Below are 2891 nucleotides of genomic sequence, written 5' to 3' on the forward strand. Positions count from 1 at the left end.
CGCCGCCGGCACCTACGTGGCCGCCGACGCCGCGGCCGCTTCCGGCTACACCGCGTTCTGATCAGACCTCCAACCGCGAAAGGACTTGCGATGTCGCAAATCATGTACAACTACCCCGCGATGCTTGGCCACGCCGCGGACATGTCGGGCTACGCCGGCACGTTGCAGGCGCTCGGATCGGATGTCGCCAGCGAGCAGGCCACGCTGTCCAACGCCTGGCAGGGCGACACCGGCATGACGTACCAGGTGTGGCAGGCGCAGTGGAACCAGGCGATGGACAGCCTGGTGCGGGCCTACCAGTCGATGGCGGGCACCCACGATGCCAACACCACCGCGATGCTGGCCCGCGACCAGGCCGAGGCCGCCAAATGGGGCGGTTAACCCCCGCCTGATGAACGCAGCACCAAACGCCGTCGAGCTGACGGTTGAGCACGCGTGGTTCATCGCGGAAACCACTGGGGCGGGGAGCTTCCCGTGGGTTCTCGCGATCACCACGCCCTACCGCGACGCCGCGCAGCGCGCCGAGTTCTTCGAACGCCAGCGCGCCGAGCTGACCCGGATGGGTCTGGTGTCGGCGGACGGGCTCGTCAACGCGGCGGTCGCCGGCTGGATCAAAACGGTGTGCTTCCCGGACCGGTGGCTCGACCTGCGGTACGTGGGACCCGGGGCGGCCGCCGGCGCCGGCGAGTTGCTGCGCGGCGTGGTCGCGCAGCGCTGCACCGGCGGGAGCGACACGGCGCCGAAAACCGTCGTGGCGTTGCGCAGCGCCCAGCTCGTCACCTTCACCGCCATGGATATCGACGACGCGCGCGGGCTGGTCCCGGTCCTCGGCGTCGGGCTGGCGCAGCGGCCGCCGGCCCGGTTCGACGAGTTCAGCATGCCGATGCGGGTGGGGGCCCGCGCCGACGAACGGCTGCGGGCCGGCGCTTCGCTGTCGGAAGTCGTTGATTATCTGGGCATTCCGGCGTCGGCGCGACCGGTGGTGGAGTCGGTGTTCTCCGGGCCGCGCAGCTACGTCGAGATCGTCGCCGGCTCCCATCGCGACGGGCAGCACTCGACCACCGAGGTCGGGATGAGCATCGTCGACACCGCCGCGGGCCGGGTGCTGGTCAGCCCGTCGCGCGCCTTCGACGGCGAGTGGGTCTCCACTTTCGCCCCGGGCACGCCCTTCGCCATCGCCGTCGCGGTCGAACAGCTGACCGCGCTGCTGCCGGAGGGCCAATGGTTCCCCGGTCGGCGGCTGTCCCGAGACTTTTCCTTGCAGAGTTCGTAAACGCCCAACGTTCATATCCAGCAACGAGATAGAGAAGAGAGAACCATGTCAGTGACGTCCGGCGCCGTGATGCCGATCGTGCGCGTCGCCATCCTCGCGGACAGCAGGCTGACGGAGATGGCGCTGCCGGCCGAGCTGCCGCTGCGCGAAATCCTGCCGGCGGTCAAGCGTTTGGCGGCCCCGGCGGCCACCAACGGTGACACCGAGGACACCCTGGACGGTCTCGCGGCCGCCCACCTCAGCCTGGCACCGATCGGCGGCGCGCCGTTCAGCCTGGACGCCAGCCTGGACACCGTCGGGGTCGTCNGCGGGCGCGGCGGCGCCGGCGGGCGGCGATGCGCGAATACGGCGACGAGTTCCTGGACATGGATTCCGACATCGGCGTCGCGCCCGACTACGCGGCCGAGGAGTTGGTGGCGGCGGTGGCCTCCGGAAATGGGGCCGGGAGCCTGGGGTTCGCGGGGACCGCACACAAGGACACCGCCGTGGGCGCGGCCGGGTTGGCCAAGCTGGCCGTCGACGAATTCGGCGGCGGCCCGCGGGTGCCGATGGTACCGGGGACGTGGGATCGCGAGCCGGGGAGAGGGGGAGACGACGGCAGCTAACGTGGCAGTCAGCAACCGAAATCCGAAGAGAGCGAAAGGAAACCAATCACCATGAGTATGTTGGACGCTCATATTCCGCAGCTGGTGGCCGCGCAGTCGGCGTTCAGCGCCAAGGCGGCGCTGATGCGCAGCACGATCAGCCAGGCCGAGCAGGAAGCGGTGTCGGCGCAGGCGTTCCACCAGGGCGAGTCCTCGGCGGCGTTTCAGGCCGCCCACGCCCGGTTCGTGGAGGTCGCGGCGCGCATCAACACCCTGCTGGACATCGCCCAGGCCAACCTCGGCGACGCCGCCGGCACCTACGTGGCCGCCGACGCCGCGGCCGCTTCCGGCTACACCGCGTTCTGATCAGACCTCCAACCGCGAAAGGACTTGCGATGTCGCAAATCATGTACAACTACCCCGCGATGCTTGGCCACGCCGCGGACATGTCGGGCTACGCCGGCACGTTGCAGGCGCTCGGATCGGATGTCGCCAGCGAGCAGGCCACGCTGTCCAACGCCTGGCAGGGCGACACCGGCATGACGTACCAGGTGTGGCAGGCGCAGTGGAACCAGGCGATGGACAGCCTGGTGCGGGCCTACCAGTCGATGGCGGGCACCCACGATGCCAACACCACCGCGATGCTGGCCCGCGACCAGGCCGAGGCCGCCAAATGGGGCGGTTAACCCCCGCCTGATGAACGCAGCACCAAACGCCGTCGAGCTGACGGTTGAGCACGCGTGGTTCATCGCGGAAACCACTGGGGCGGGGAGCTTCCCGTGGGTTCTCGCGATCACCACGCCCTACCGCGACGCCGCGCAGCGCGCCGAGTTCTTCGAACGCCAGCGCGCCGAGCTGACCCGGATGGGTCTGGTGTCGGCGGACGGGCTCGTCAACGCGGCGGTCGCCGGCTGGATCAAAACGGTGTGCTTCCCGGACCGGTGGCTCGACCTGCGGTACGTGGGACCCGGGGCGGCCGCCGGCGCCGGCGAGTTGCTGCGCGGCGTGGTCGCGCAGCGCTGCACCGGCGGGAG

The 2891-nt window shown here is 70.1% G+C and carries 6 protein-coding genes and 1 pseudogene; all 7 read left to right on the forward strand.

What is annotated here, in order from left to right:
* Positions 1–90 precede the first annotated feature (90 nt).
* A complete protein-coding gene (locus BN4348_RS57270) occupies positions 91–381 on the forward strand; it encodes a WXG100 family type VII secretion target (RefSeq protein WP_066917488.1) in 291 nt (96 codons plus the stop codon).
* Between the two features lie 10 nt (positions 382–391).
* Complete coding sequence (locus tag BN4348_RS57275) at positions 392–1273, forward strand: ESX secretion-associated protein EspG (protein WP_066917489.1); 882 nt, start codon at positions 392–394, stop codon at positions 1271–1273.
* A gap of 45 nt (positions 1274–1318) precedes the next feature.
* A pseudogene (locus tag BN4348_RS57280) lies at positions 1319–1585 on the forward strand (EsaB/YukD family protein); the annotation flags it as partial.
* Positions 1586–1608: 23 nt separating this feature from the next.
* Positions 1609–1878 carry a PPW family C-terminal domain-containing PPE protein gene (locus BN4348_RS60615; RefSeq protein WP_066917491.1) on the forward strand — a complete coding sequence of 90 codons (270 nt, stop codon included), beginning with the start codon at positions 1609–1611 and terminating at the stop codon, positions 1876–1878.
* Between the two features lie 51 nt (positions 1879–1929).
* Positions 1930–2223, forward strand: coding sequence for a WXG100 family type VII secretion target (locus BN4348_RS57285; RefSeq protein WP_066917492.1), 294 nt, complete (start codon positions 1930–1932; stop codon positions 2221–2223).
* Positions 2224–2252: 29 nt separating this feature from the next.
* Positions 2253–2543 carry a WXG100 family type VII secretion target gene (locus BN4348_RS57290; protein ID WP_066917488.1) on the forward strand — a complete coding sequence of 97 codons (291 nt, stop codon included), beginning with the start codon at positions 2253–2255 and terminating at the stop codon, positions 2541–2543.
* A gap of 10 nt (positions 2544–2553) precedes the next feature.
* Positions 2554–2891: ESX secretion-associated protein EspG (locus tag BN4348_RS57295; protein WP_142308832.1), on the forward strand; the 338-nt coding region annotated here is incomplete at its 3' end.

Source organism: Mycobacterium interjectum (assembly GCF_900078675.2).
In the GTDB taxonomy this organism is placed as follows: domain Bacteria; phylum Actinomycetota; class Actinomycetes; order Mycobacteriales; family Mycobacteriaceae; genus Mycobacterium; species Mycobacterium interjectum.

What these genes read in the sequence shown, in the direction of transcription:
- BN4348_RS57270 (WP_066917488.1), top strand. Translation starts at nt 91, where the DNA reads ATGTCGCAAATCATGTACAACTACCCCGCGATGCTTGGCCACGCCGCG.
- BN4348_RS57275 (WP_066917489.1), top strand. Translation starts at nt 392, where the DNA reads ATGAACGCAGCACCAAACGCCGTCGAGCTGACGGTTGAGCACGCGTGG.
- BN4348_RS60615 (WP_066917491.1), top strand. Translation starts at nt 1,609, where the DNA reads ATGCGCGAATACGGCGACGAGTTCCTGGACATGGATTCCGACATCGGC.
- BN4348_RS57285 (WP_066917492.1), top strand. Translation starts at nt 1,930, where the DNA reads ATGAGTATGTTGGACGCTCATATTCCGCAGCTGGTGGCCGCGCAGTCG.
- BN4348_RS57290 (WP_066917488.1), top strand. Translation starts at nt 2,253, where the DNA reads ATGTCGCAAATCATGTACAACTACCCCGCGATGCTTGGCCACGCCGCG.